Consider the following 25117-nt stretch of genomic DNA (forward strand, 5'->3'; position numbering starts at 1 on the left):
GCCACAGTACAACATTAGCTCCAAAGCTTGGACATCTGGCCGTCTTTTTGAAAGTCGGCAGCACCGACTACGGCAGGATTTGCAAAGAGGAGATACGCCTCTTTCAGCGCCCGGCGCTTGGCGCGCGACCCATCAAGCCATGGCCGCTTGCTTGAAGCCTGCCAAGCGGGCGGCCTTTAGGAAAGCATTGCGGGCATCGTCGACGGAGTTCATGCATTCCATGGCCGCCTCCACCTTCGCCAAGGCGGTCTGTTGCGCCGCATCGGCCACCGGCCATTTCCGGCGCAGCCAGTAATGTACCTTCTCGATCGTGCAGAAGCGCGTAACGTCCCCGTCTTTCGGGTCAATCAGGATAAGAGGGTCACCCCAGAAAATTTCCATCATATGTGTTGTCTTTCGTATTCGTGAGGCCTGGTGACGACGCTGGCGACCACTCTCGCGAGTTGCTCCATCGGCGGCGCCTGCGGCGTGGGAAAATGTTCGGACGCAGGAACGCTCATGCGCTCAAGGTCGCCGGATTGGGTGGGGCCGGGACATCGTCAAGATAGATGAATGTCGCCCGGCCAAAATTCGAGGCGCAGATGTTTCTGCGCTGGCAGCCCAACCAGTGGGCTGAAGAAAATTGCCGCTCCGAAGTCGCTCAAGGTTGTTCCTTGCGGTGCGGTTCGGGCGGGAAATGATAGCTTGAAGGGGCCGTTTTCATTGGGATTGGCCCAGCTTGCGGCCCTCGAAAGGGTGAGCCGTCGCGCCGGAATTTATTCCGACTTTTCCTCGGTGGGCTGTGCTGCGGGCTTGGCAACCGGCGTCGGCGGTGTCCGGAATTTCTGGAAGCCGAAAGTTTTCGCTCCAGGGCGTTTCTTTGCCGGCTGGCTCAGGAAGTCCTTGAGGTCCAGCTGTTTTTTCGAAGGCGAATAGCCCATGTCTCTTTCCTCTAAATGGTCAAAGTGAATGGAAGCTGCCGCAGGTCAAGCCCTGCAGCAGCTCCTCCAGGTGAGACTGATGCGGAATGGTCGAGACCCACAGGAGGGGCCAATCCACTCGACGCGCTCACCCGGAATTCCGATCTACTTGGCCCGAAGTGTGCGGGCCGATCAGATCGTCGTCGGCAATCGCGAGACGGCGCCGCACGGGCAATCCAACCCTTCAGCGCCGGCCGCGTCTTGGCGGTTACGTCTTGTCGCGCGCTTCGCGAGCAGCTTTGAGGCGCGCCAGCTTTTCGGCGCGCTCGTCGGCTTCTTCTTTAAGCACGCGCTTGGCGCCCGCCGTGATCTTGTCGAGCTGGGTTTCCGGCCCGGTCCGCTTCTCACCGGACGTCCCCTTGGGCTGCCGCGGTTGCCCGCCGTTCCCGGATTGCGCCGGAATGCCCTTCAGCAGATCGTCCAGCGAGCGCTTCAAGCCAGGGCCAGATTGCTGGCGGACTCGCGACCGTCGCGGCCTGTCTCGACATCGAAAGTCACGTTCTGACCGTCGTCGATGCGCGTAATGCCAGCGCGTTCAAGCGCCGTGACGTGCAGAAAGATATCCTTGTCGCCGCTTTCCGGCGCGATGAAGCCGAAGCCCTTGGTGCTGTTGAACCATTTTACGGTGCCATTGGCCATGTCCGTAGTCTCCTGAATATGCTGCCCGCGACATGCGGCAGCCCGGCAAATGTCGATCCAAGACGATCAACCGAAACCGGGTCAGCGGAAGCAGCATTTCGAAGAGAAAAGCGTAAGCTCATTACATGTGGAGACTGCCGGGCAGGTTTACAAGGACAATCGGAAGTTGGTGAAAATTAAGTTCTGCCCGAGCGAAGCCGATGCGTCCGGCACACGGTCCCACTCTTGGGCGGCTTATTGATTTACCGTGAAGATGCCAATATCGGCGCACCGATCTTAGGGGCCTGAACGTTCAAGGACCATCCACGCTCACGCTCACTCCCACCTCCAGAGAGAGAAGATCGCAACCCCTCCCGTAGTACCCGCCACTCACCGGCGTCACCTGGGCAATGTTGCGCGCGACCGCCACCGGGATGAGGTTCGCCGCACCGACGGAGCGATTGGTCGGGTCGAAGGCGATCCAACCCGCCCCGGGAACGAAGACCTCAACCCAGGCGTGGGTCGAGCCCGCGCCGGATGAGCCAAGGTTTTCCTCTGCGGGGTCGTGAAGATAGCCGGAGACCAGCCGCGCGCCAAAGCCAAGCGTGCGCACAGCCTCGGCAAAGAGGACCGCGATATCCCGACACGAGCCCCAGCCTCTGTCCAGGGTTTCGAGCGGCCCCTGAGTCCCTTCCGACGAGCGGCTTTGATAGGAAATCCACGCGTTCACCCCGTTCGCCACGTCCTTGAGCAGCGACAGGGTGTCGGTCGGCCATTCCATGACAAAGCAATCTACCCAGCGCGCCAGCCTGCCGGCGTGGTCAGCATACTGGGGCTGGGCGAGCGGCCCAAGATCGGTCCAATGATCGCCCTCGTAACGAAAGGGGTAGGACGCCGCTGAGGCGGCAATCGCAAAGATCGGCCAAGTCGGAGCACTCAACTCCACCGTCATCCGCGATTGGATGCACAAAAGCTCGGAGGAGGTGTCGAAGGTGGCCGATGCGACCGCGTTGCCAGCGACGTCCTGAGCCCAGTCGATCCGTGCGGAGGGTGAGATCTGCAGATCGAATGCGATCAGGCGCAGGTCTCTCGTCTCTCGGGGGCGCAGCATTAGTCGATGGGGGCCGATGGCCACGGCTGTTCCGTAGCGGTACGTTGTGATGTGTGAGATGTTCAGCGTCGTCATCAGAGGTCCTACGGGCCGACGCCGGAGGACCGACGCCCGACAGGGCGCGAGCCGGCCGGCAGCGACGATCGCCAGGTGGCGGAACGTTTGCAGTGAGCACAAATTCTCTCGCCGAAACCTGTGCTCAAGAAACGCGCACCGCAACGCAGACATTTACGCTCTGCTTCCACGTCACCGCGGGCCTTGGTCAAAGCCAGCGGCGCTTCTTCATCTTCGGTCATAGTTTCGTCCCTTCGCGTTCCTTGAGCAGATCGAGGTCCTTGAGCGCCTCTTCGATGATCGTCTTGATCATGGCCTCTCTGACTTCTGGCTCATTCTGGTGTTGCCGCAGCAAGATACGCACCTGCTCCATCGCCTCGATCCACCGGCGCAATGAATCTGCCAGCAACATCACGTCGATTTCGACGCCGTCGTGATCGAGATGGGCCAGAAGTCCGGAGTTCGCCGCCATACGGCGAATGCGGCTTTCGAGCCGTCCATTGGGCGTCCTGTGACGGTCGAGATCGATGGGAAGATTTGTCATGGCCCGGGAGCCCGACGTGCCGGCGTCATCGCACGTCCCCGAAACCGGCGCGTGTCAAGACGCCTCATTCGCCAATGCCCGGCCGAGAAGACCCGGAACACGGGAACATGTCGGGCTTGCTCCCCACGCCTGCTGCGGCAGGGTGGTCCCCGCGAGCACGATGCCGATGAATGCTGCTCCCGGGTGATCTTGTGGCATAGTAGTGCCGCAAGTCTCGCTCGCTGACGCCATCCGCCAGCATCACCATGCGAATGAGTGGATCGGCCAGCATCTTCTCAAGGAATGTGTCCCTCAGCTCCGTCTCCCCCATCCTGTCTTTCGCCATGGCCAGTTCCAGATCGCCAAGCGGGACGGTCAGGGTGCGTGCGAGGCCTGGGTGAGCGATCTGTGGATGCAGATGGACGAGAACTGACGACGCAAGGGTTTCGTCCGCTCCTCTGGCACCCAATGGCGGTAATTCGGTCTCGATGAGGTACTCGCCCGCTGGCAGGGTTTCATCAAAACTCTCAAGTTCAAAGGAATTCAGAAAGACAACGATGGTGGGGATCGGAGTGCGCATGTCTGGTCTCCCAAAAAGTGTCGTTGGTATGTAGCCGTGGGTGGAACCGAAAAGCGCCATTGCTGATCTGGCCCTGTGATCAGCGGCTGCATGCGGATCAAGCACCAGACGCCTTGATGAAACGCCAAAAGCCCTCAGTTGAAGGCCTCCGCCTCCTCAAGACTCCCGGTCGGCTCCGCTTCCTCCGTCCAGACCTGAAATCCGGTCAGCGTATTCGGCCCGAAAGTCTGCGTCAGCGGAACGTCCGCCGCGTCTCGACCTCGGGCTATGAGGATCCGCGCGGTCCGACGCGTGTTGTTTCGCGGATCGAAGACCCACCATCGCCCGTCGAGGAACACTTCCATCCAGGCCGCAAAATCGCCCGCGGGGTGTGGCTCCGGCTCACCGATATCGCTCAGGTAGCCCGTGCAGTATCGTGCAGGAATGTTCATGCACCGGCAGAATGTTATCGCAAGATGGGCAAAGTCGCGACAGACGCCATGCCGGGCGGACAGTGCCTGTGATGCCGTGCGCGTCGCATCGGCCTTCATGTAATCGAACCTGATCGTCTGGTGGACGTGGTCACAGATGGCTTGGACACGTGCCCAGCCCGGGGTGGTGCCTTCGAAGAGCTGCCATGCCTCCTCGGATAGGATGTCGGTGTCGCAGTAGCGGCTTCCCAGCAGGAACACGAGCGTCTCGAACGGCAGGTCTTCGACATTGTGTTGCCGCGCCGCCGGGGACGTCGGATCGGGCTGCCCGGTATCGTGGAAGATGCCGCTGCTGGACAAGGTGAACTCTCCAGCCGGTGCCAGCATCCGCGTACACCAATTGCCGAAACCGTCGCGATAGCTTTCAAGCGAGACGCTGGGGGACGTGACAAGATAGTCCGCCTGCTCGAGATCGCCGAAGCGCGAGTAGTGGACGTTCAGCATCGCGATCAACGGTGTCGGCTGCACGAAATCATACTGCAGGCGGCACCCTATTCTAACTCGCATTTGGATCTCCTTGGCGCTGCATGTGCGCGGATGGTGTTGCAGGAACTTGCGCCGGGACCGAGCCATCGCGGCGGTTTTCGGGTGATGCAAGGGCCGAATGTGTATCAGGGTGCGCGCGCGGTCAGGCAGGCCTTGGCTGCGTCCGGGTCCGATTTCTCAGCGCCGGGGATCGTCTTCCAGACTGCTGAAATACATGCACCTTCTCTGCATTGGGAGCGAGGGCTCGGATTGTTCGCACCTTCGCATCGTACCTCGCACCATCATCGGACCCTCCCAGGTGAACCCGAGCATCGCAAGAGCAACAGGCCCCGGCACTCCAAACGCCTCGCTTGATCCAGGAGGCAGTCTTCATAGTTCGGTCCCCCATGGAAGTGAGCGCATGCCCCACCGCTCTTGGTGAAAATGCCTCACTGGTGTTAGGGCATCGATGAGGGTCGCGCGCTTACACATGTTAGCGGCTTCTCGCGGGGCAGGTCCGCGGGGCCGAATAGCTGTTGGCGCGCGGGCACGCATAAAGGATCGGCAGTTTGCAAACCTTGCGTCGCCGCGAAAATCCGAAAACCCGCGACATGTGCGCCATGGAAACAAAAGATTGATGGTTTGCGAAGCGCCCGATCCAGCGATGCTTTTTGGTGCTTTAGGGCCGAACGCGCCAAAAGAAATCGGGCAACTCTCGGGTCTTGGTTCCGTCAATTTAAGGCCACTGTCCAATGCGCGGCTACACCGGGTCATGCTCCGGAGAGCAACGGCCCTTCTTGGTCCAAGTAGGTCGGATCAAAATCCGCGAGCGTCACCAGCCCGTCGTAATCCTCGAACGACACGTGGCCGTCTCGAAAGGTGACCAGCCCTTTTTCCCGCAATTGCCGTAGCACGCGATTCACATGGATGGCACTCAGACCCAGGGCATCCGCCAGGTGGTACTGCGTCAATGGGCAGTCATATCCATCTCGCCCCCCCAGCCCGACCAGCGACAGACGGGCCGCGAGTTCCAGAAGGAAATGCGCCATGCGCGCCGCGGCATCACGCCGACCGATCCCGACAAGGTGCTCGACCACCATGGCCTCGTCCCGCGACGCGGCCCAGAATATCGCGGTCGCCAAGCGCGGCATCTGCGTGAGGAGATTCAGAAGATCGTCCGACAACACCTCGATCGCCTCGATGTCGGTGATTGGTTCGAAACTATGGTCTGACGTGCGAAGAAGGACGCTTCGCAGGCCGAGGAAATCCCCCGGGATCTGGACATCGACGATCTGCCGGGTACCGTCTGCCTGAACCTTGTAGGAACAGGCCCAGCCGGCGGCGAGCACGTAGGCCGCTTGCCGCGATTGCCCCTGATAGACGAGGTCTCTCCCGACCGAAAAGGACCTGCGACGCTCATGGAGGCGCTCAAGCATCGCAGTCTCGCTTTCATTCAATAGCGCGAACGCCGACAGCTTGCGGGTGAGAGGGCTGTCTGTTCCGGCAGTCATTGGCGCCTCACTGGGTTCAGAATTTCGTGACCCCAAAAAATCGAACTGACTGCTTCAGGTTAGTTCACCATAGCAGCCTATCGGTCAAAGTGCAGACCTACAATCGGACAGCCGCTTTTTCCCGGTTCATGAAGGAGGTAAGATCAAGATGTCTGACCATGTCGAATATCTCGGCGTTGCCGCGGTCTCCATTTGCGAAGCACTCCTGTTGGCCCTGAAAGAGAGCGACATCCTCCCCGACGGCGAGATAATGGGAGTTTTGAAGGATGCCGCCGCGACACATGAAAACGCGGCAAAAGCGTCCCAGCAGCCAGCCGTCATCGAAATGCACCGCGAAGTCGCGTCGGTCATCAACGGCATGATCGCCGGCCGAGCGACGATCATCTTCCAGGGCTGAATTCGCGAACCACCGTGTTCGAAGAGACAAAACGGTGCGGTTTCATCAGCGGGATCGATCAGGCTGAGCGAACGGCGGCTTAGACTGGCCGCGCTTGCGGCATGCGGAACCGGTGCCGAAGGTCGGCTCGGGGCCCGAGAGCGACGGGTGCTGCGGTCCGCCAGGTGTACGCATCGCTGCTCTGCCGCAAGCCCGCACCGAGCTGACCTTCTCGGCCTGTCTGGATGCTGCATCGCGTCGCTTGGTCATGCGAAGGCCGTGAGGCTTACCATTCCCCCGGCCTTGCTCTTGGCACCCAATACTGCAACCTTGCCTGCGAGGGCATAAGGTCCGAATGATCGCGCCACAAGCGCGCCCGACCGCGCAGGGAAACCAGAGAATGACCTATATTTCCACTCAGCGCCAGGTTGACAGCTACAGTCTCAGTATGACTGCGATGCATGCGTGCCATCTTGATGCCTTGCATCGCCTTTCAGCTTGTGTGGGCTGGCCCCACCGTCGGTCCGACTGGGCGGCGCACCTCGAGACAGGTCTTGGGATTGTTGCAGTCGACGAAATGCAGCGCGTGCATGGCTCGGCAATGTGCTTTCCCTACGGCGATGGGGCCGCAGCGGTCGGAATGGTCATCGCAAATCCAAAGCTCCGCTCCTCGGGCCTTGCCGACATATTGGCAAGGGAAGCCGTGGATCGAAGTGGCGGGCCAAGTGCCTTCCTAAATGCCTGCCAGGGCGACGTTCTGTTCTATCGCAGGCTCGGAGCGAAACGAGGCGAGCAGGTCTTCAAATACGAAGGCGTGCTGAAGGTCAACTTGGTGGCCTTCGCCCCGATCCGGGATTTCGCCCCTGGAGATTTTCTCAAAGTGCTGGAGCTCGACCAGACGTCCTACGACGCCGACCGATCTGCGGTTTTGTCGGGGCTGCTGGCAACATCGGATGTTCGGGTGATCGAGCGTGCGGGGCAAGTTGTTGGCTTCGCAATGCGGCGAAGGTTCGGACGAGGCTACGTCATCGGCCCGATCACGGCGGAGCTCGGAAGCGACGCAGTCGCGCTCGCGACGTCCCTGCTGGCCGACCTCAAAGGCCAGTTCGTCCGGATTGATACGCGCCACACCGACGGGGTGTTCCAGCGATTTCTCGGGTCCTTGGGGCTTCGGTGCAAACCGGATGTGGTGACAATGACATTCGGTCGGAGCCCTCGGATCGGTTCCCCCAGCGGCTACGCTCTTTCGAGCCATTCGACGGGGTAGAGAAGAGGCAGGCGCTGCGCAGGCCTTACTCACTCGTCCAGAATGAATAGCGATATCGAATTCCGGTCGGTCGAATATGCTGCCCGGCAAAGTCGAACTACCGCAGCTCTACGGCAGCTTTGTCCGCATTGGCGCCGTCGAGCAACCGGATCGTGCTGCACAGTGCCACGAATGGCTGGTTCAGTGAACTACATCACCGCGTAGATTGGCCCGATGAATGTCCGAATAGGGCCGAGAGCGACGGGTGCGGCGGCCCGCCATGTGTATCGCTCGCTGCACTGCCGCAAGCCCGGTCCGAGCCCAAATTGACGGATGCCACGTGGCGTTGGAACGGTGGTAATGCGCCCCATCCTGGCCGTTCAAGGCCGCGGCTTCATGCTCCCCCCGGTCGCTGCGATCTGCGTGAATGTCCGGGAAGCACAAGCGCTGATACTTGAGGCGATAGCACTGACCGCTCTTATCATAGTTTAGATGATGCCGGCTCCATCTTCTAAGCCCGGAGAAGCGGGGCCTATCCGCTTGCGGGCATAGCGAGGTGCCCATAGTCTCTGGGTCGTGGATTTCATGTTTAGAGGCGGGTGGATATGTTCGATGCCGTGATCGCGAAGAAAGCGAGAATGGATAAGATCCTCCATGGCGCGAAGCGTAATCCCCGCGAGGACCTCGTAACCTCTTCTCTCTTCGGAATGCTGCGGCTTCTGACGCCCGAGGCTCGGCAGGCGGCGCTTTCAGTCTTGTGTGACTGCCCTATGCCGAGCGACGCCAAGATCTATCTTTGGCCGTTTTTCGTCGGCAAAAACGAGAACTCCGAGCCCGATGTAGTTCTGGAGTTCACGAAGGACGGGCGGAGGGCCTTCTGGATCGTTGAGGTAAAATGGGGAGCGCCGCTCGGCGCGGACCAATGCGCTCGCGAAATCCGAACCGTAGAGCGTGGGCGGTGCCTCCGCGGCGGCGTGCCCGTGGGGGTGCGGAAAGTGCTTGGCTATACGCTCCTTGGGGCCGAGCTTCAGCACCAGAAGGCGATGGCCGACCTTCGCCTCACCGTTCAGAACGGGCTGGAAGCCGTGCCCATCGATGGCATCAGATCGCTGGAATGGACTGCCGCCGTCGAGAACCTGCGGACTTTGGAAACTGACGCAACCGACGCTGGTCTCAAGTCATGGTCGCAACTGTCCGCCAACTTCCTCGCCGGGCAACCACAGGGCGCCGTGCTGGGGGGCTGGCCGACAATGAAGATGCCGGTCAAGGGTAGCTTTTTCTTCGACGAAGAGGAGAGGTTTGCCCTTCCGCCGATGACTGCCGTGCCTGCAACCCGATACGATTTCAGAGAGAACGAATGACCGACCACGGTGCTATTCTTTGGCAGTCCGCGAGGAATCTGCTCGATGCGCAAGAGAACCTGAATAAGCTGTATGACGCCTTCTGGCAGATCGAATGCAGCGACACTGACCTGAAAATCGAAGCGTTCGACGAAGACGAATCGGTTTCGGATTTCATCCAGCCTGTTTGGAACACCTATTTCCGCCACCGGAGGAACACGCGCGCAAACAGCAAAACCCGAGGCTTCGTGACTATCGCCATCCAGCTTACCGCAGACGAAGGCACCGAGGCCGATTGGGCATACGGCAAGCGGTCAAAGGTCATAGTCGGGTATTCGATCGGCAGTGAGGGCCAGGATAAATGGGAATTCACAACGGACGCCCTCAACGAGGCGGGGTACACAGAATATTGCGTCGCCGAACAGCGCTTCTGGCGCCCAGAGGACAACGAAGACAAGAGCTGGTTCTATGCTGTGCCCCTCGATCTTCTGACCAACACCAAGCGCGTACGAGAACTCGTCGTCGCCCCTGTACATGAGATCCTGCGCGGCGGGCCGGTTGACGACTTCATCGCCAAGGTCGATGCCTCACTCGTCAAGATCGAAGCAAGCCTCTGCCTGCCGCCACAGCCGAGCGCCGCCTGATGCCAAGCTCTTCATCATCGGCAGCGGGTTAGGCCATTACGCCGCTCTCTGGTAGGCGGTTGCAATCGGGCACTTACGGCCAAGATGGCTGGTCGCTTCGTCGTGAGCGGGTTCTACGAATGTTTGCATCAAATGCTTGAGCGCAAGGACTTGTTTGGCCAGAAACAGCCCCGAAGCCGTTATGGCGTCGGGTATTGCGGATGTCAGCGTGGTCCGCGTTGCTGATCTGCGCCCGCACCGCCATGCTGCACGATGCCTCGAATGACCGCTCTGGGGAAGCTGCACTGTAGCGAAAAGCGAGGCGCCCAATGACAGCATAGGGCCGTCACCGCCGCGCGGACCTGGTTCATCTCGGCGAGGAGCCTGCCGCGCCGCCGCAAGGCGGCACCGAGCCCTTTCACGAAGTTCAGGCTGATCGCATGGCGCATCCTTCTTTCGCAGGCGCGGCATAGTCCTCATATACACCTGGCAGAGTAAGGTGATTGTGGCTTGTTCTGTGATTGCCTGGCGCGAGGCGCTTCTCTTCAGGGATGTACGTGTACAATCCGCAGAACATGTTCCAGCGCGGCGAACTCAAATTCAGACGTCTTGCTCCCCGGATCGGAAAAAAACCGTGGCGCAAGACTCGCATCTTGCTGCGCCTTACCGGCCTCGAGCACCCGGCCCTCGATGACCGTTCCCCAGACGCTGATGTCCAGCAGCTCTTCGGGCTCGGCGCTCATCGGGTTCTTGTCGAGGATTGTCAGGTTGGCGCGCTTGCCGGGGACGATGCTTCCGATCTCGTCCTCCATCTTCAGCGAATAGGCGGCCTCGATGGTCACCCCGCGCAGTGCCTCTTCGACGGTCACCGTCTGGTCCGGCGCGGCGACGCGACCGGAGCTCGTCTGCCTGGTGACCGCGCACCACATCAGGAAGAGCGGGTCGGCAGGTGCCATCGGCATGTCCGAATGCAGGGACCAGCGGATACCGGCCCGCGACAGGTCTCCGAGACGAACCATGGCGTCAGCACGCTCGGGGCCGAGGCCGACCTCGGAGTATTGATCCGCCAGAGCGGCAACGTAGTAGGGATTCCCGCTCACGATGGCGCCCAGAGCCCTGATCCGCTCCACCTGATCGAAGGCGCTCACTGCAAAATGCACGATGACGGTGCGATGATCGTAGCGGGGGTTGCGGCGCAGGTTCAGCTCCAGCGTGTCGAGAACCCGGTCGAGGCCGGCATCGCCGTTCACATGGACATGCAACTGGTAGCCCGCATCCCAATAGACGCGAAATGCCCGCTCGAAGAGCTCGCGGTCCATCATCCATTCGCCGTGGTGCGCGTCGAGATAGGGCTCCCGGACCTGCATGAGCTGCGAATAGATTGCGCCGTCCGAGAACAGCTTGGCCTGCTTCGGCGCGAGACTCGTCATGCCTCCGTACCAAGAGGCCAGTTCCTCGGAGCGGGCGATCACCTCGGCATCGTCGGGATAGCGCGCCACCAGGCTTTTTGCGTCGACGATGAAAGACCAGCGGAAGGGCATGTCGGGACTGGAGAAGACGGCGTTGACGGCGTCCTGCACGGGCTTTGCCAGAATGCCGCCCGGTTCATTGCCGAAGGTGATGCCCTTGCTGTGCATGTAGTCCCGGCTCAATTCGAGCCCGGCGCGCAGCCGTTCGGGGCTTGCGGCCAGGGATGCGATGTTCGGCATGACGGCAAAGAAACCCTGCTCCCAGAACCGTCCCTCCTCGAGGTTGGACTGCGCCCGCGACGTGTCGTCGAAGGCATCGACGACCTCCTGGGTAACACCACCCGCCTTGAGCGCCGCGCTGTTCAGGATCATCTCGTGACAGGACCGTGCCCAGACCAGAATGGGCCGCTCGGTGCTGATCGCATCGAGGTCGGCCCGCGTCAGCGCGCCGTAGAAGGCGGGATGGTAACCCCAGCTCATGAGCGGCTCTCCTGGGGCACCGCTGTCCGCCTCGGCCTTGGTCAGGCGGGTGACGAAGTCCTGTCTGTCCTTGACCGCCGCAACCGTGCCGGTGGGCAGCGCCCAGTCTTCGATCGAGAGAATCTCGGACGACATGGTCAGTGCTGCGAGCACCGGATGATCATGCTGGGCGATGAAGCCGGGGACGATGACCTTGTCCGCGAAGCGCGCGTCGTATCGCCGGGGCTGGTCGCCGACGATGGCCTCGACCTCATCGACAGAGCCGGTCGCCAGGATGCGGCCACCCACAACCGCCACGGCCTCTGCGATGGGCCGCGAGGGGTCGAGCGTGACGATCTCGCGGGCCTGGAAGATAGTCACCTCGGGCGACGAGACGATCGAGGCTCCGATATCCGACAGCGACGTCGTCTCAGCCACTGAACGTACAGAGGTGGCCGCAAGCGCGGCACCGGCCACGCTCCCGAGCAGAACCGATCTGCGATGGATGTTGGTCATGAAAAGCCCTCCCTAAATGGTCCGAGGATAGCAGAAATACCCATGCGAAAGCGTGGTCGCATTGCGGCTACCGCGCCGGAAGTTTGCGGCCCTGCACGCGACAGAATGCAGGCAGGGCTGCCGTTCGGCTGTCCGTCATTGCTTTGGCGGAAGCCCAAGGCGAGGCCATATGCGACAATCCCTTCAGGGTGCCGAGGCCCGATTTCGCCAACGGCCGCCCGTCCGGGTCTCTGCCGCGACATGGACGAGGGCGACCGCCGGAGAGCGCCTCCTGCGGTCGCAATCTGTGATCAGGGTTTGCCGAGGCCGATGTCCGTGCTGGGATAGTCGGCAAAGGTCGCAAGGTGCCTCTGCACCCGTTGCAGCGCTTGCGGCAGCCCCCACTCGAACCGGGAGTGTCCCGAGCTCGCCTGCTCCTTGGGGTCGATGTAGAGGTTGTAGACCCAGGGGCTCATGCCGACATCCGTGACCGTGGTTTCGTCGAGATTGCGCCGCGCGGCATGCTGCAGCATCACCTTGAAGTGGACTTTGTATTCCATCCAGCGGATCGCCATCAGCGTGTTCTCGGAATACATAAACACCGCATCGCGCCGAGACTGGCCGTCATCCGCCAGCAGGAAGGACGACTGATCGATGCCGTCGATGAAGCGCTCGCTTGGAATGCGGTCTGACGCGCCCGCGAGGGCCAGCGACGTGTTGAAGAAGTCGGTCAGGTCGAACAGCCCGTCGCTCTCGCGACCCGGGGCGATCATTCCCGGCCAGTAAGCGATGCCCGGAACCCGCACTCCGCCTTCCCATGTCGTCCCCTTGCCACCGCGCCACGGCTGGAAACCATTGTCCGGGTAGAGGTCCTCGTTGGCACCGTTGTCCGAGGTCAGGAAGACGAAGGTGTTCTCGAGCTCGCCGGTCTCTTTCAAGACCCCGATCAGGCGGGCGATGATGTCATCGACCTCGAGGACCGCATCCTTGTAGGGAAAGCCTGCCGGGCTTTTTCCAGCGTAGCCCTCGGCCGGGTAACTATCGTTGTGAAGTCGGGCAAAGGAATGCTCGAGGAAGAACGGCACGTCGTCCGCGGCCGCACGGCGGATAAAGTTCTCAGAGAAATCGGCAAACTTCTGGTCGATCTGTGCCAGTTGCTCGATCGAGGTGATCTCCTCGGCGACTTCCAGGGGCTGGCCCTTCAGGCCCTTGGTGATCGCGGCCTCCGAAAGTTTCTTTAGCGCGGCCAGCCTTTCCGGGCGCAACACCATGTCCGGATAGAGCCGCGCGTCGAGCTGCTGCGACATGTCGCTGATGACGGACAGGATGCCGTACCACTCGTCGAAACCGGCCTCATGCGGGCGTGAGCCTTCGGCTTCGCCGAGGTGCCACTTTCCGGCAAGCGCCGTGCGGTAGCCGGCATCGGACAGCAGGCCGGGGAGCGTGGCCTCGATCTCCCATGGGTTGGTCGTCGGGTTTTCACCCGACAGCGTAGGGCGGGTCAGGCCGCTGCGGGTGGGGATCCGCCCGGTGAGAAGCGCGGCCCTGGTCGGGGTGCAGGTCGGCTGCGAGTAGGTCGATGTGAGGCGAAGCCCCTCCCGCGCCAGCATGTCCATCTCGGGCGTCGGCGCGCCCACCGCGATGCCGCCGCCGTAGGAGCCGGGATCGCCCCAGCCCATGTCATCGACGAGCAGCAGCAGGATGTTCGGCTTGCCACCGGTCTTTTCGGCGAGCCCGGCGAGCTTCTGCGCGGCTTCGGCTTCCTGCTTAGGCCGGGGAATGTGAGGCTCGAGATACGGCTCGCTCTGCACGGTCTGATTAAAAGCATCGCCCGCCTCCTGGGCCGCGATGGGCATGACCAAGAGGCTAAGCAGGGAAGCGAGGGATAAAATGCGCTGGTGCATGTCGCACCTCCTCGAAGCTGAAAATGAATTTTGGTCGCATGCCATCTATAGCATGTAATCATGGCGTTTGGTCAGGCATGAACACGGCTTGGCAGCAGGGTCCGGAAATGTCTCCGAATGGTTCATGCGAGCTTGAATTCGGCGGGTTTGCGTCTGCTTGGTACGCGAAGTGTGAGTTCGCCCAGGCCTCGCCTTCGCAACCGCGGCGAATAACCGGTCTCGGGATGCTGCGCCGCTGCGGAAGACGGTAGGACGGGCGTCGGGAAAGGGCCGGTAGAGATGGGCGCGCCAATGCTGCAGGTGCGAAATCCCCTGCGAGAAACGCGGTCAGTTACGGGCTCGAAGCGGGCTTGTGGCAGTGCAGCGAGCCCTACACCTGGCGGGGAGCGCCGCCCGCCGTTCCCGGCCGAGACCTGCCGTTCAGTCCCTGGCCGACCGCCGCGGTGCAACTTCACCAGACCAGCCATTCGTCCATCGCGCAGCATCTTCGGAGGATGAAGGTCGGCAGGGCGGGACCTACCAGACGTTCGCGGCAGATCGGTATAACCCGGTAAAGACTCTCCAGAACTCTCACCATCAACGCCTCTACTTGCCCTTCCAGCCCAATTGGCGCAATCGGTCGAGAACGGCGTCCGCATTGCGCTTTTCGCTATGCCTGCCGTAGAACATGATATCGAGCGGCGCACCGGGCCAAGTCCGTTCCAACTCTTCCAGCTTATGACGCGCCTCCTTTTCGCGGCCCATCGCAGCCAACGCCGCGGCCTGGTAAGCGAGAGATGGCGGACTGATGGGAGCACCGGAAGCAACAGCCTGCTCGAGTGCTTCATAGGCTGCTCGATAGTCGCCGATATGATAACTCGCCGCAGCAAAGATATTGCGATTGGCGAACCGCTGGTTGCTATCAGGCCGTGGCTTGCCGTCATTCGCGGCTTCGATGGAACGTTGGAATTGTCCAGAGAAGAGGGCAATCGCAGCTAAGCCATCGAGAACCAGGTCGTCCTCCTGGCCGATTTGCGCTGAGAGTTCTGCAAGGCGCATCGCCTCATCATAGTCTTTGCGAACGAAGGAAACCCGCGCCAGAGCGGAAAGGGTCCATGCCTGTTTCGGGTCGAGGCTCAAAGCGGTCTGTGCCATTGCATCGGAACGCGCAAGGAGTTCCGCGCGAGCTGCCGGATCAGCTGCCAGCAGCGCACGGCTGGCGAGCACATAGGCGAGTCCGGAATAGCCTCCGTGGTAGGCGGGATCGAGTTCGATGACGTACTCGAAGACGGGTGTCAGCAATTCCTGTCTTGGCAGGTCGAAGAGTGGGTACATCATGCGCCGCCCGTGCTCGGCAAGGCTGATCGCTTCGAGGGACGAGGCTGACTTTTCCCTAATCGCCCGGCGTTCAGCGGCTTGCAGGCCGGTGGATGCGCCCGATGTCAGCTCAACTTTCATAGCCGCGGTTTCCAAGTCCTCAACCGCACTCCTTGGAGGAAGCAACAAGTTAAGGGCAAGACCGACAACTGTTCCGATCACAAAGAGGCTTAGGTGAGATGATGAACCAACACGAATTTTCCGCCAGATTGCCTCCGGACGACCATGCGTTGCCTCGAACCGCGGTCGGTAGCTGCCCGGCTCCAAATGGAGGCGGACCGGGTCGGTCATACCCTCTGTCGCGTAGTAGTGGTCAAGTTGCTGACGTAAACGCCGCGCGTCGACGCGGACAATGTTTTCGGAGTCTGCACCGTGCTCCGCTGTGCGTCCGTAGACGTCTTGGGCGATAGTCTTGCCGCGGATGCCTTCGCCGCGTCCGGCGAGTTCTTCGCGCACGACATAGGTCAGAAAATCTCTCAGCCGCCCGGCTTTTTCGAACAGAGTCGAACCGAGAATCCGATTCACCACGTCATCTGCGGCAGCACAGGATACACCGCTTAGCGGTCGTCGAATGGAATTCGACTGCTCTCTCACAGGCTGTTTCAATGCGTTGCCTCCTCCTGCAGAGACGTGAGTCACCCCGCCTGTCACGGTGACTCCGTTATGCGGAGTCTTTCAATCAGGCAGGCTTTCGGGACTTGCGGCCCCAGGTCTCACCGAAATCGCTCCTCCGCGATCGGTTGACAGGGCCCAAACCTCGTTCAAACGGGAGGATCTTTCCATGACATATCGCAATAGAGCATTCAGGAGGGCGGCCAGCTTCATGGCCGGTGTCGCGCTCGGCGCCTGGCTGGGCGCGCCAACGTCGAGCGACGGATATGGCCTGATGTTTGTAAGCGCGGCCTATGCACAGGAGACGGACGCGTCGCCAACCATGGTGCGCGACCGCGAGCGCGACACCTACTACCCAAATACCGAAGATCTCGCCGAGGACGAGATGCGCGTCGTCGCCTGCGGTACGGGCATGCCGACCACCCGCGCGGCTCAGGCCGCAGCATGCTTCCTTGTCGAGCTCGGGAATGGAGACAAGTTTCTTTTCGACATCGGGTCTGGCTCGGCGGAACGGCTCTCGTCGTTACAGATTCCCTACAATTACCTCGACAAAATCTTCGTAGGGCACCTGCATACAGACCATTTCGGCGCTCTGCATGACCTGTTCATTGGCGGCGCACTGATGGGCCGCAATGTTCCGCTCCGGGTCTGGGGTCCGAGTGGCGCGACGCCCGAACTCGGCACCGCCTATGCCCTGAAAGGCATGATGCAAATGCTCACATGGGATATGGCGGGACGCGCCGGCAACGTCGATTTCCGCGGCTACAAGCTCGATGTGACCGAGTTCGACTACAAACTCGAGAACGAGGTGATCTACGAACAAAACGGCGTGAAAATCCGGACCTTTCCCGCAATCCATGCAATTGACGGGGCCGTAAGCTATGCGCTGGAATGGAACGATCTGAAATTTGTCTTCAGCTCGGACACCTATCCCAACAAATGGTTCGTGGAGTACGCGAAGAATGCGGATCTCGCGATCCATGAGTGCTTTATTGCGGTCCCTGATCTTGTCTCGAAGATGCGCTTCACTCCGGAATCCGCGCTACTTGTCGGAACGCAGGTGCATACCGCGCCCGAAGCGTTCGGAAAGGTTATGAGCGAGATCAGGCCCAGGCTCGCCGTCGCATACCACTTCTTCAATGATTTCGACACGGGCACAGCGGTCTACGAGCGCATCCGGAAGACCTATGACGGCCCCCTCAGCCTGGCGAATGACTTCATGGTCTGGAACGTCACTAAGGATGACATTCGGATTCGGATGGCGGTCACCGAAGAGGCGACATGGGCACCCCCGCTCGGCGCTCCCGCCCAGGCGCCCTCTCTCGACGACAGAGCAGCTTTCGCCGGCGAGGCGGGGATCGACATCGCGGACATCGGGTTCTCCGACTTCACAAAGAGCGGGTACTGGAATGTCGATGATGCGCTGCGCCCAATCTTCGAGGAAGCGTCAAAAGCGCTGGGGCGGGAGTTCCCCTATCCGGGCGACGAGTGATCCTCTTGCTCAGCGCCCCCGCGCCAAAGTGCGCGGGGGCACCATCCGAGAACCCGGGAGCCCGATCATGTCCGTCCTGCTTCGCTTGCTTTCACTTGCTGCCCTTCTTGCGTGCCCCTCCCCAGGCCGAGCCGACCTTGTCTCGCCCTATGGCGGTGAAACCGCACCGAACTTTGTCGAGATCTCGGTGCTCTCCGACCGCGTTCGCATCGCACTCGAGATCGACCCGGCGGACTATCCGTTATTCGTCTCCACCGACGGCCCTGCTCTGTCGCTTGCCGCGCGGACGGGAGGAACGCTCGTGATTGAGGCGGACCGAACCCGCCTCGTGCCTACTTCCCGCAAGGTGGAGCTTCGCCCGCGCGCGCCCCGCGTCTCTGCCGCCACCACGATTTACCCCGCGCGCCCCAAGAGCGCGCAGGTGATCTACGCCGAACTGGAATTTCCATTTGCGGGCCAACCGCGGAGTTTCACTTTCAAACCACCGCTTGACGCTGACGGCATGCCCACTGCTTCGCTCGGTGTCCTCATTGAGCACCTCGGAGTGCCGGTGACGGACTATCGCTACCTTTCGCGGGCGGAAACTCTGGTGCCCGACTGGACCGATCCCTGGTTCAGCGTCTTCGAAAACCCGAACCTGACGCGCCACCACCGTTCACCGCTGATGTCCTTCATCTCGGTCGAGCCTCGCGAGGTGCGCAACGAGATCATCTTGCGCTTGCACGATCTTGAGGGCTGGATTGACCTCGGACTCGACAGTGCAGACACCGTTGGGGCGGCGCAGCTTGCGATAATTGAACCCGCGGTCGCTGAGTTCCTGCGCGACCGCAACCCTATGGTGATAGACGGTGAAGAGCTGCGTCCGGCCGAGATCAGGCTCTCGCAGGTGAAGATCGGGGCTGAGGGGCTACGTCTGCTCGACGACGACGAGACTTCCGATCGTGCGACGTCTCTGTTGGGGGTGATCCTGTCTTACCCGCGAGAGGCGCTCGCGCGAGAGGTGGAGATGACATGGGATCTCTTTCCCACAGGTTCGGACGTTGTTCCTGTGACCTTGACCGACCCGGCTGGTGGCGTTCCTGTGGTAGCCCGTCCCGACGATCCTGTGGTGCGATGGATCAACCACCTGACAAACTGGGTGGAACCTCAAGCCTCGCCCGTGAGCCTTTCCACCGCGCGCGTAATATCGCTTCCGCTGCTGGCACTCCTGCTCGTGGCGACGGCTGTCATCGCCGCGTTGCGCGGCTACAGAAATCGTGGAAAGCGCAGGTATGTCGGGCTCTCTGTCGCGGCGCTTGCCCTCATTGCTGCGGTCGCTTCGGTTCCGGTCACAACACAGGTCAGCCTGCCTGGGCAGCCTGCGCCCGACGCGGAGATGGCACGGCAGCTCCTGTCCAGGTTCCTGGAAAACGTCGGCACAGCGATGCTCGAAACGCGCCCCGAGACTTTCGCGGCGGCCCTGTCACCCTTCGTCGCCTCAGATCGTGTGAGTGACGTTGCGACCGAGCTAAGGAGGGGGCTGTCGGTCACTTTGCCGTCCGGAGCGCTGGCACGTGTCGACGAGATCAATGAGCTTCAGGTCGAACAAATATCCCCGGATCGCAGCGGGTCCGGTAGCCAGATTCTCGCGACTTGGACGGCTGCGTTGAGCGGGGGCCACTGGGGCCACATGCACCGGCGTCTCGTGACCTATCGCGCACTCGTCGACCTATCGCGCAAAGATAACCGGTGGTTTCTGAGCGATCTGACCATTCTAAGCGCCCAATCCAAAGCGTGAGGACATCATGAAGCGTCTGTTCATCCTTTTGCTCGCCTTGCTGCCCTTCGCCCTAAGCAGCGCGGCCTGGGCGCATTTCAAACTCAACCTAAACGTGCGCATCTTTCACATACTGCATACCGAAGACGGGCTTGAGGTGTACTTCCGCACACCGATGTCCTTCCTCGTGGCCGACAAGCTCGGCCCGCTCGGGACAGACGGGCTGCCGGCGCCGGCCCCCTTCACGACGAACCGACTTGAGGATCGAAAGCTGATGCATCTGATAGATTGGGCGAGCCTGCGTACAGACCCGCTCGGACTCGGCAGGATCGCTGCGCAGGAGCTGCGGCTCGAGAGCGACGCCGGACTGTTGGCTGGCGAGATCGTTGCAGTGCAGGTTCACAGCGTCGGACGCGAACCGGGGTTTGCAACCCGAGAAGAGGCCTTCGGGGCGTTGCAGACTGGCGGGGCGGTGCCGGGAGGGCCGGAGGAGACCTACGTCGGGGACGCATTGGTCGATGTTCACTTACGATATGCCGGCACCACCGCGCTCGCGAGTTACCGGCTTTCGGTGCTGTCCGATCCCGGATTGCCCAGACAGGAGGAGACGGCGAATCTCGTTCTGGACTATCGTGGCGAGACCACTCGAACATTCCGTGCCACTGGTCTCATGGCCGAGCCAATCTCGGTTTCGGGCTCAACTATCGCGGCGGCGTCCACTTTCATCGGCTCAGGGGTTTTACACATCCTCGAAGGCACCGATCATGTTCTCTTCGTGATCTGCATGGTGATAGGGGCGCAGACCCTCGGAGCTCTGCTGGCGCGGGTTTCCGGTTTCACCGTTGGACACACCGTCACTCTATCCATGGGCTTTTTCGGAATTGCCCCGTCTGCGCCATGGTTCATTCCCGCGGTCGAAACCGCTATCGCGCTGAGCATCATCTGGGCGGCTGCCGATGCCATTCTGCAGCGCCCGGGGCGGTCTCGAAGCAACCGCGCCGCGGTGTTCATAACCGCGATGATAGGATTGCTGCACGGCTTCGGCTTTTCGTTCATGTTGCGAGCGATGCTGCGTGCGGACGCGGACGATGTCTGGCAAAGTTTGCTCGCCTTCAACATCGGCGTCGAGGCCGGACAAGTTGCGATCGTGGCGCTGACATGGCCGCTGGTTGTTCTACTCCGCAAGATGCCTGAGCGCGTTTGGATCGGGGCCCGCGGCGCAGTGGCCATTTCCGTATCCATCGCCGCTGCGCTCTGGTTTCTTGAAAGGGCCACGTCCATCATAGGGGCCGGGATCTAAGGCAGTCGATAAGGAGAACGAGAGGAAGAAAGTGGACATCGCCTGCGTCCAGAATTCCGCAGAGCTTTTCCGTGAAAGCTCGACGGGATGTTCTTGCGCATTGCCAAACAGACCTTTGACACGTTGCGGTCTGTACTACTCATTTTGGCAGACTCGGCAAAATTGATGTGCGCAGGCGAATATTGGAAAGGCCTCTGCGAGGCCCAGCCTTCGGGAGCAAGAGCCTCTCGGCAGTGCAGCAATACCCATTTCGCAGACCGGAAGGAGAGGGCCCGATTGCGGTCATGCGGCGATGCAAAACAAACTTCGATTTTGGTCCGCTCTGAATGTCCGCTTCCCGCGTTGCCGAGGGAACGGATTGTCACCGCGGCGAAGGTACGTAACCCTCCCTCCCTTTCTCCCTCGTGACTTCGCGGGCGCAGCGTGAATCGAGCACATGCAGCGAACGTCCGAAAGGTCCGCACAGCGTAACGTAGCCGTAGAAAAATGCTGCGCGAGGCATGAATGACTGTTTCCGTGAAGCTGCGCCGCAGCGAGGTCGTCCAGCCCCAAGGTCGGGTTAGGGCCGGGCGCGCCTATGACGTGAGGCGCCCCGGCTCGACCGGGCACGTCCGCTTCCTGCGCATTGCTGCCGCTGCTCGCAACCAACGCTGCATGCGCAGCGAACGTCAGAAAGGTCCCGCACTGCCGACCTCGGACCGTTCAAAATGCTGCGGCCTGCTTGAATGGCCGCTTCGGTGAAACGGCGGAGCGGCCCGGCGACGACTGATCTGGGCCGAGAGGAACGCGCGCTCCTGCCCGCCATGTGTACGGCACGCTGCACCGCCGCAAGCCCACTCGGCGCCCTTTCCAGTCGCTCCGACTACTTATCTTGTGCCGGATGCAGAATTTTTGGATGCATCGGAATTGGCCCTAGATCCACATCACCCGATGAAACGCGAAGGAGGCGCCTGCATGGCCACCACCGGAAAACAGCTATTCACCACGCTCGAGGCCGACGGCACACTGACCGTCGCGCTTGAAGACGTTTCATTTGCCGACCCCACCCACAATCAGGTGCTGGTGCGGATGGAAGCCGCGCCGATCAATCCCTCGGACCTTGCCATTCTCGTCGGCGGCGCCGACATGGAGAACGCGGAGTATATGCCGGGCAAGTTCGCGGCCCGAATGCCCGAGGCGGCAAATGCCGCGTCGAAGGCGCGTCACGGTTTGAAATTGCCCGCTGGTAACGAAGGCGCAGGCACGGTCATCGCCGCTGGCGACAGTGATGCTGCGCAGGCGCTGGTGGGGCAGCGCGTCTCCTGCGTCCCGGGCAACGCCTACAGCCAGTATTGCCTCTCCGACGCGGACATGTGCCTCCCGCTGGGCGAGCATTCCGTCGAAGAAGGCGCCAGCGCCTTCGTCAATCCGATGACCGCCCTCGGCTTTGTGGAGACTGCCAGGGCCGACGGACAGAACGCCATCCTGCACACTGTCGGGGCCTCGAACCTCGGCCAGATGCTGACGCGCATCTGCGCAGAGGATGGCATCGGGCTGGTGAACATCGTGCGAAAGAGCGATCAGGTGGATCTGCTGAAGGGGCTTGGCTCCGAGCATGTGGTCAACTCTTCCGAAGACGATTTTATGGACAAGCTGACCGACGCAATTCGTGAGACAGGCGCCTTCTACGGCTTCGATCCCGTGGGGGGCGGCACGCTGGTCGATACCGCATTTCGGGCGATGGAGAGGGTCGCAAGGGAGCAGATGGCCGAGTATTCGCGCTATGGATCGAACCAGCCGAAACGCATGTTCATCTACGGCCGCCTCGACACCAGCCCTACCATCCTGACACCCAGCTACGGGTTCGGATGGACCTTATCTGGCTGGCTTCTATTCCCATTCCTGCAGTCGATTGGGCAGGAGACCATGGGCCGGATGCGTCAGCGCGTACGTGACAACCTCACCAGCACCTTTGCCAGCAGCTACAAATCTCGCGTCACGTTGGAGGAAATGCTGACCAAGGACGCCGTGCTGGACTACCGCGCTATGCGCACGGGCGAGAAATACCTCGTCACGCCCTGGGCCTGACCCGCAGGGCAGAGAGGCGCCGCCCGTCGCCGGGCAGCGCCACATAAGGTTACAGAAGCTCGAGGACTTTCTTCGCCGCCGCCTCCGACGAAGCCGGGTTCTGCCCGGTCACCAGCCGGCCATCGGCCACGGCATGAGGCTGCCAGTCGCCGACGCTCTCGAAGTCAGCCCCGAGTTCACGCAGCTTGGTTTCCAGCAGAAACGGCACCGTCTCCAACAGCCCCACGGCCTCTTCCTCGCTGTCCGTGAAGGCCGTGACCCTGCGGCCCTTCACGATGGGATCGCCATTCGCATCCACGACCTTGGCAAAGGCCGCCGGACCATGACAGACCGAGGCGACGACCTTGTCGCTATCCCATGCCTTGCCAATGACCTTGGCTGCAAGCGGGCTTTCCGCGAGGTCGAACATCGCGCCGTGGCCGCCCGGTATGTAGAGCGCGTCGTAGGTTGTGACGTCCTCGTCCTCGAGGCGGCCGGGGTTGGACAGAAGCGCCGTTGCCTCCGTATCTGCGCGGAACCTTGTGACCGAGGCTGGGGCCTCCTCACCAGTCACGTCGGAATTCGGGTCAATGGGAACAGGTTTGCCGCCAAGCGTCACCAGCGTGACCTCGTGGCCCGCATCAAGGAAAGCGTAATACGGGCTCGCCAACTCTTCGTACCAAACGCCGGTGGGGTTGCCGGTATCGCCAAGGACATCGGCCGCAGTGGACAGGATCAGAATACGTGCCATTTTTCAGGTTTCCTTGCGTTGTCTCAGAACGTCCCGCGAGGGTCACTGCAGGAACGTGTCCGCAGTGATATGGGACGAATTTGCAAATCGAGAAATTGATGCGCAGCATGTCAGATATCGGTAAGCTGGACACATGACCCCAGACATATCTCTTCTTCGCGTCTTCCACGCCGTGATGGAAGAACGCAATGTCACTGCTGCGGCGCGACGCCTCGGCCAGTCGCAAAGCACTGTCAGCGCGGCGCTTGCGCGGCTGCGCGGCGCCTTGGGGGATGAGCTTTTCCTGCGCGCCAGATATGGCGTCGAGCCGACCGAGAAAGCGTTGCAGATCGCGCCGGACGTCGCGGCCGGGCTGGACCGGCTCGAACGGGCGTTCCGTGCCGCCGAGCCTTTCGACCCCGCTCAAAGCACGCGGCGCTTCCGGCTGTTGCTGGGTCCTTACGCGGAGGTCGTGCTCGCCCCGCTTCTGGCCGCCGCCTTCGCGCGTCACGCCCCCGAGGCCGAGCTCGAAATCGCCCCGATCGGCCCGGACCTGGATCCGCGCTCCCTTGCCGGGCAAAGCTTCGATCTCGCCATCGGACGGTTCTCCCCTCCACCTGAGGACCTGGTCGTCTCGGAACTGTTCAATGACGGATTCCGCTGCATCGTAGCCCCCGAGGCTTTGGCAGACGGCGCGACCCTGGATCGCGACCTTTATGAGCGGCTTCCGCATGTGGTGGTGGTGCCGCCCGGAAGATGGCGCACCGGATTGCACAAACTAACCGCCGACACGGGCCTGCGCCGCAACACCGCGGTGATCGTCTCGCACTTCCTGACGGCAGCCCCGACAGTCGCCCGCGTCGGAGGCATCGCTACGGTCCCTGCGCGCATAGCGGCGATCATCGCCGAACCTTATGGTCTCCGAGACATGCCGGTCCCACTGAACCTTGGCACCTTCCCGACGCAGGTCGCTTGGCACCCACATAACCGGAGCGACGCACGCCACATCTGGCTGCGAGACCTTCTGAACAACATTGCATTCGGAGAAAAGGAGAGGGGCCGAGACACGTGACCACAAAGTCATTGGCAGTTCATTGCGCCTGCCTGCCGTCCCGGTCATGAGCAACGTCTGACCGCGTCGACTGCCTCGCCACCCGGGTAATCCCCAAGACCTGACTGTCATGGACTCCTGGCGCGGCCCGTAGTGTCGTGCGACTCAGTGCAGCCGAGCGCGCACGAAATAGGCCAGCACGGACTCCTCTCCCAGCACCCGAAGCGCCTCTAGTCGGTGGAGACCTTCGATCAGCACGTAGCCGTCTCCGTCAGGCCGGAGCTGAATTGGGGTGGTCTGCCCGTCCTCCAAAATGCTCTCGGCGAGCTTGTGGACTTTGTCCTCGCAGAGCGTCTTTTTTCGCTTGAGCGGAACCCTAATGGCGCTGATCGCAACGGTGTGCTTTTCCAACATTGGTGGAGCATGGGGCAGATTGGCATCAGGCGCGAGTCCTTTCGAAGCTGGGGCGCGTGTCAATGATGTCCAAGTCATCGGGCGGGCCACCCAACGCAATACGCGCTTTGCATGCGACCAGTGTCACGCCGCGATCTCGCCGTCCCTTGCCTGCGCT

The 25117-nt window shown here is 61.5% G+C and carries 23 protein-coding genes; 9 read left to right on the forward strand and 14 right to left on the reverse strand.

Going from position 1 to position 25117, the window contains the following annotated elements; translation table 11 throughout:
- Positions 1-132: 132 nt before the first annotated feature.
- The 9 genes from LC039_RS21415 to LC039_RS21455 form a co-directional block, all read right to left on the reverse strand.
- A complete protein-coding gene (locus tag LC039_RS21415) occupies positions 133-384 on the reverse strand; it encodes a DUF982 domain-containing protein (protein ID WP_194138138.1) in 252 nt (83 codons plus the stop codon).
- A gap of 371 nt (positions 385-755) precedes the next feature.
- Positions 756-920, reverse strand: coding sequence for a hypothetical protein (locus LC039_RS21420; protein ID WP_224906195.1), 165 nt, complete (start codon positions 918-920; stop codon positions 756-758).
- A gap of 247 nt (positions 921-1167) precedes the next feature.
- A complete protein-coding gene (locus LC039_RS21425; protein WP_194138135.1) occupies positions 1168-1395 on the reverse strand; it encodes a hypothetical protein in 228 nt (75 codons plus the stop codon).
- The gene (locus tag LC039_RS21430) at positions 1392-1598 is read right to left on the reverse strand and encodes a cold-shock protein (protein WP_092431303.1); all 207 of its coding nucleotides are present in this window, start codon (positions 1596-1598) and stop codon (positions 1392-1394) included. Before LC039_RS21430 ends, LC039_RS21425 begins: the two co-directional genes overlap by 4 nt.
- 292 nt (positions 1599-1890) lie before the next feature.
- On the reverse strand, positions 1891-2763 hold the full coding sequence (locus LC039_RS21435) for a transglutaminase family protein (RefSeq protein ID WP_194138136.1): 873 nt from the start codon (positions 2761-2763) through the stop codon (positions 1891-1893).
- A gap of 217 nt (positions 2764-2980) precedes the next feature.
- Positions 2981-3286 carry a hypothetical protein gene (locus tag LC039_RS21440; RefSeq protein WP_224906204.1) on the reverse strand — a complete coding sequence of 102 codons (306 nt, stop codon included), beginning with the start codon at positions 3284-3286 and terminating at the stop codon, positions 2981-2983.
- A gap of 64 nt (positions 3287-3350) precedes the next feature.
- Positions 3351-3845 (reverse strand): hypothetical protein, encoded by a 495-nt coding sequence (locus tag LC039_RS21445; protein ID WP_226628146.1) that lies wholly within the window; start codon positions 3843-3845, stop codon positions 3351-3353.
- A gap of 134 nt (positions 3846-3979) precedes the next feature.
- Positions 3980-4822 (reverse strand): transglutaminase-like domain-containing protein, encoded by an 843-nt coding sequence (locus tag LC039_RS21450; protein ID WP_226628147.1) that lies wholly within the window; start codon positions 4820-4822, stop codon positions 3980-3982.
- A gap of 728 nt (positions 4823-5550) precedes the next feature.
- Positions 5551-6291: a Crp/Fnr family transcriptional regulator gene (locus LC039_RS21455; RefSeq protein WP_226628148.1), complete on the reverse strand. Its 741-nt coding sequence runs from the start codon at positions 6289-6291 to the stop codon at positions 5551-5553.
- Positions 6292-6439: 148 nt separating this feature from the next.
- On the opposite strand from LC039_RS21455, the gene LC039_RS21460 reads away from it, so the two are divergent.
- From LC039_RS21460 to LC039_RS21475, 4 genes are all read left to right on the forward strand, one after another.
- Entirely contained in the window at positions 6440-6688 is a 249-nt protein-coding gene (locus LC039_RS21460) for a hypothetical protein (protein WP_224906212.1), read from the forward strand.
- A 379-nt stretch (positions 6689-7067) separates the two neighbouring features.
- Entirely contained in the window at positions 7068-7934 is an 867-nt protein-coding gene (locus LC039_RS21465; RefSeq protein WP_226628149.1) for a hypothetical protein, read from the forward strand.
- A gap of 584 nt (positions 7935-8518) precedes the next feature.
- Positions 8519-9274 carry a hypothetical protein gene (locus LC039_RS21470; protein ID WP_226628150.1) on the forward strand — a complete coding sequence of 252 codons (756 nt, stop codon included), beginning with the start codon at positions 8519-8521 and terminating at the stop codon, positions 9272-9274.
- Entirely contained in the window at positions 9271-9897 is a 627-nt protein-coding gene (locus LC039_RS21475; protein WP_226628152.1) for a hypothetical protein, read from the forward strand. Before LC039_RS21470 ends, LC039_RS21475 begins: the two co-directional genes overlap by 4 nt.
- Before the next feature lie 524 nt (positions 9898-10421).
- On the opposite strand, the gene LC039_RS21480 is transcribed toward LC039_RS21475, so the two are convergent.
- The 3 genes from LC039_RS21480 to LC039_RS21490 form a co-directional block, all read right to left on the reverse strand.
- On the reverse strand, positions 10422-12320 hold the full coding sequence (locus LC039_RS21480) for an amidohydrolase (protein ID WP_226628153.1): 1899 nt from the start codon (positions 12318-12320) through the stop codon (positions 10422-10424).
- Between the two features lie 290 nt (positions 12321-12610).
- Positions 12611-14203, reverse strand: a complete 1593-nt coding sequence (locus LC039_RS21485; protein WP_226628155.1) for an arylsulfatase — start codon at positions 14201-14203, stop codon at positions 12611-12613.
- A 585-nt stretch (positions 14204-14788) separates the two neighbouring features.
- On the reverse strand, positions 14789-16165 hold the full coding sequence (locus LC039_RS21490; protein ID WP_226628157.1) for a tetratricopeptide repeat protein: 1377 nt from the start codon (positions 16163-16165) through the stop codon (positions 14789-14791).
- A 217-nt stretch (positions 16166-16382) separates the two neighbouring features.
- Here LC039_RS21490 and gntH point away from each other — a divergent pair, with 217 nt between their 5' ends.
- The 4 genes from gntH to LC039_RS21510 all read left to right on the forward strand — a co-directional run bounded on the left by gntH (position 16383) and on the right by LC039_RS21510 (position 22786).
- Positions 16383-17663 carry a guanitoxin biosynthesis MBL fold metallo-hydrolase GntH gene (gntH, locus tag LC039_RS21495; RefSeq protein ID WP_226628158.1) on the forward strand — a complete coding sequence of 427 codons (1281 nt, stop codon included), beginning with the start codon at positions 16383-16385 and terminating at the stop codon, positions 17661-17663.
- A gap of 67 nt (positions 17664-17730) precedes the next feature.
- Positions 17731-19440, forward strand: coding sequence for a hypothetical protein (locus LC039_RS21500; protein WP_226628160.1), 1710 nt, complete (start codon positions 17731-17733; stop codon positions 19438-19440).
- Between the two features lie 7 nt (positions 19441-19447).
- Complete coding sequence (locus tag LC039_RS21505; RefSeq protein WP_226628162.1) at positions 19448-20719, forward strand: HupE/UreJ family protein; 1272 nt, start codon at positions 19448-19450, stop codon at positions 20717-20719.
- Positions 20720-21673: 954 nt separating this feature from the next.
- On the forward strand, positions 21674-22786 hold the full coding sequence (locus LC039_RS21510) for a zinc-binding dehydrogenase (protein WP_226628164.1): 1113 nt from the start codon (positions 21674-21676) through the stop codon (positions 22784-22786).
- Positions 22787-22835: 49 nt separating this feature from the next.
- Here LC039_RS21510 and LC039_RS21515 read toward each other — a convergent pair whose 3' ends face one another.
- Positions 22836-23516 (reverse strand): type 1 glutamine amidotransferase domain-containing protein, encoded by a 681-nt coding sequence (locus LC039_RS21515; protein ID WP_226628166.1) that lies wholly within the window; start codon positions 23514-23516, stop codon positions 22836-22838.
- A gap of 133 nt (positions 23517-23649) precedes the next feature.
- On the opposite strand from LC039_RS21515, the gene LC039_RS21520 reads away from it, so the two are divergent.
- Entirely contained in the window at positions 23650-24567 is a 918-nt protein-coding gene (locus LC039_RS21520; protein WP_226628167.1) for a LysR family transcriptional regulator, read from the forward strand.
- Positions 24568-24711: 144 nt separating this feature from the next.
- On the opposite strand, the gene LC039_RS21525 is transcribed toward LC039_RS21520, so the two are convergent.
- Positions 24712-24960 carry a ParB N-terminal domain-containing protein gene (locus LC039_RS21525; protein WP_092431278.1) on the reverse strand — a complete coding sequence of 83 codons (249 nt, stop codon included), beginning with the start codon at positions 24958-24960 and terminating at the stop codon, positions 24712-24714.
- Positions 24961-25117 lie beyond the last annotated feature (157 nt).

The sequence above is a fragment of the Alloyangia pacifica genome, assembly GCF_020524285.1.
In the GTDB taxonomy this organism is placed as follows: domain Bacteria; phylum Pseudomonadota; class Alphaproteobacteria; order Rhodobacterales; family Rhodobacteraceae; genus Salipiger; species Salipiger pacificus_B.

Excerpts from the sequence above, each read along its gene's own strand:
- LC039_RS21415 (WP_194138138.1), bottom strand. The coding sequence starts at position 384 with ATGATGGAAATTTTCTGGGGTGACCCTCTTATCCTGATTGACCCGAAA.
- LC039_RS21420 (WP_224906195.1), bottom strand. The coding sequence starts at position 920 with ATGGGCTATTCGCCTTCGAAAAAACAGCTGGACCTCAAGGACTTCCTG.
- LC039_RS21430 (WP_092431303.1), bottom strand. The coding sequence starts at position 1,598 with ATGGCCAATGGCACCGTAAAATGGTTCAACAGCACCAAGGGCTTCGGC.
- LC039_RS21435 (WP_194138136.1), bottom strand. The coding sequence starts at position 2,763 with ATGACGACGCTGAACATCTCACACATCACAACGTACCGCTACGGAACA.
- LC039_RS21440 (WP_224906204.1), bottom strand. The coding sequence starts at position 3,286 with ATGACAAATCTTCCCATCGATCTCGACCGTCACAGGACGCCCAATGGA.
- LC039_RS21445 (WP_226628146.1), bottom strand. The coding sequence starts at position 3,845 with ATGCGCACTCCGATCCCCACCATCGTTGTCTTTCTGAATTCCTTTGAA.
- LC039_RS21450 (WP_226628147.1), bottom strand. The coding sequence starts at position 4,822 with ATGCGAGTTAGAATAGGGTGCCGCCTGCAGTATGATTTCGTGCAGCCG.
- LC039_RS21455 (WP_226628148.1), bottom strand. The coding sequence starts at position 6,291 with ATGACTGCCGGAACAGACAGCCCTCTCACCCGCAAGCTGTCGGCGTTC.
- LC039_RS21460 (WP_224906212.1), top strand. The coding sequence starts at position 6,440 with ATGTCTGACCATGTCGAATATCTCGGCGTTGCCGCGGTCTCCATTTGC.
- LC039_RS21465 (WP_226628149.1), top strand. The coding sequence starts at position 7,068 with ATGACCTATATTTCCACTCAGCGCCAGGTTGACAGCTACAGTCTCAGT.
- LC039_RS21470 (WP_226628150.1), top strand. The coding sequence starts at position 8,519 with ATGTTCGATGCCGTGATCGCGAAGAAAGCGAGAATGGATAAGATCCTC.
- LC039_RS21475 (WP_226628152.1), top strand. The coding sequence starts at position 9,271 with ATGACCGACCACGGTGCTATTCTTTGGCAGTCCGCGAGGAATCTGCTC.
- LC039_RS21480 (WP_226628153.1), bottom strand. The coding sequence starts at position 12,320 with ATGACCAACATCCATCGCAGATCGGTTCTGCTCGGGAGCGTGGCCGGT.
- LC039_RS21485 (WP_226628155.1), bottom strand. The coding sequence starts at position 14,203 with ATGCACCAGCGCATTTTATCCCTCGCTTCCCTGCTTAGCCTCTTGGTC.
- gntH (WP_226628158.1), top strand. The coding sequence starts at position 16,383 with ATGGCCGGTGTCGCGCTCGGCGCCTGGCTGGGCGCGCCAACGTCGAGC.
- LC039_RS21500 (WP_226628160.1), top strand. The coding sequence starts at position 17,731 with ATGTCCGTCCTGCTTCGCTTGCTTTCACTTGCTGCCCTTCTTGCGTGC.
- LC039_RS21505 (WP_226628162.1), top strand. The coding sequence starts at position 19,448 with ATGAAGCGTCTGTTCATCCTTTTGCTCGCCTTGCTGCCCTTCGCCCTA.
- LC039_RS21510 (WP_226628164.1), top strand. The coding sequence starts at position 21,674 with ATGGCCACCACCGGAAAACAGCTATTCACCACGCTCGAGGCCGACGGC.
- LC039_RS21515 (WP_226628166.1), bottom strand. The coding sequence starts at position 23,516 with ATGGCACGTATTCTGATCCTGTCCACTGCGGCCGATGTCCTTGGCGAT.
- LC039_RS21520 (WP_226628167.1), top strand. The coding sequence starts at position 23,650 with ATGACCCCAGACATATCTCTTCTTCGCGTCTTCCACGCCGTGATGGAA.
- LC039_RS21525 (WP_092431278.1), bottom strand. The coding sequence starts at position 24,960 with ATGTTGGAAAAGCACACCGTTGCGATCAGCGCCATTAGGGTTCCGCTC.